1 pseudogene is annotated in these 527 nt (G+C 35.3%); it reads left to right on the top strand.

What is annotated here, in order from left to right:
* Positions 1–324, top strand: a pseudogene (locus BABA_RS25885) (hypothetical protein); the annotation flags it as partial.
* Positions 325–527: the final 203 nt, after the last annotated feature.

A 527-nucleotide genomic window follows, 5' to 3' on the forward strand; every position in this document is an offset into this window, starting at 1 on the left:
TCAATCAAGCAAACTTTTAATCTCCGACGATTCATGAGACAAAGCGAACGCTCCGGAAAAATTGTAGAAACTCAAAAAGTGACCATTTTTAATCCCATCAACGAGAAATTTAATCGCGCTGTCCGTAAGTCCTGCATTGACGTAAAAAATGGCGAAATTTTAGTCTTTATCAAAATTCCGAGCACCCAACAGACTCAAAAGATTCTGAAAGAGCTTGAAGCTCAAATTAAAGAAGAAATTTCAAACCAAAATCCTGAGTATATCTTCTCTAATTTTGAACGTCATCGTAACCAATTATGGTTACAAGGCACAAAACGTAAATAATTAATCTGGCGCTGTGGCTTACAAAGTAAGAGCCACAAGCGCCATTTTTTATACAAATATTTTAATCTGGGGTAAAATTCATCCCTTTTTGTCGCCGTTATATTTAGAAAGGTAATTTACCAATCACTCAAATCTATATGAGTAATACAATCATCGTGTAATGGGGTTACTACGACCCCCATTAGCTCAATAATCAATAATCA

The sequence above is a fragment of the Neobacillus bataviensis LMG 21833 genome, from assembly GCF_000307875.1.
In the GTDB taxonomy this organism is placed as follows: Bacteria; Bacillota; Bacilli; order Bacillales; family Cytobacillaceae; genus Neobacillus; species Neobacillus bataviensis.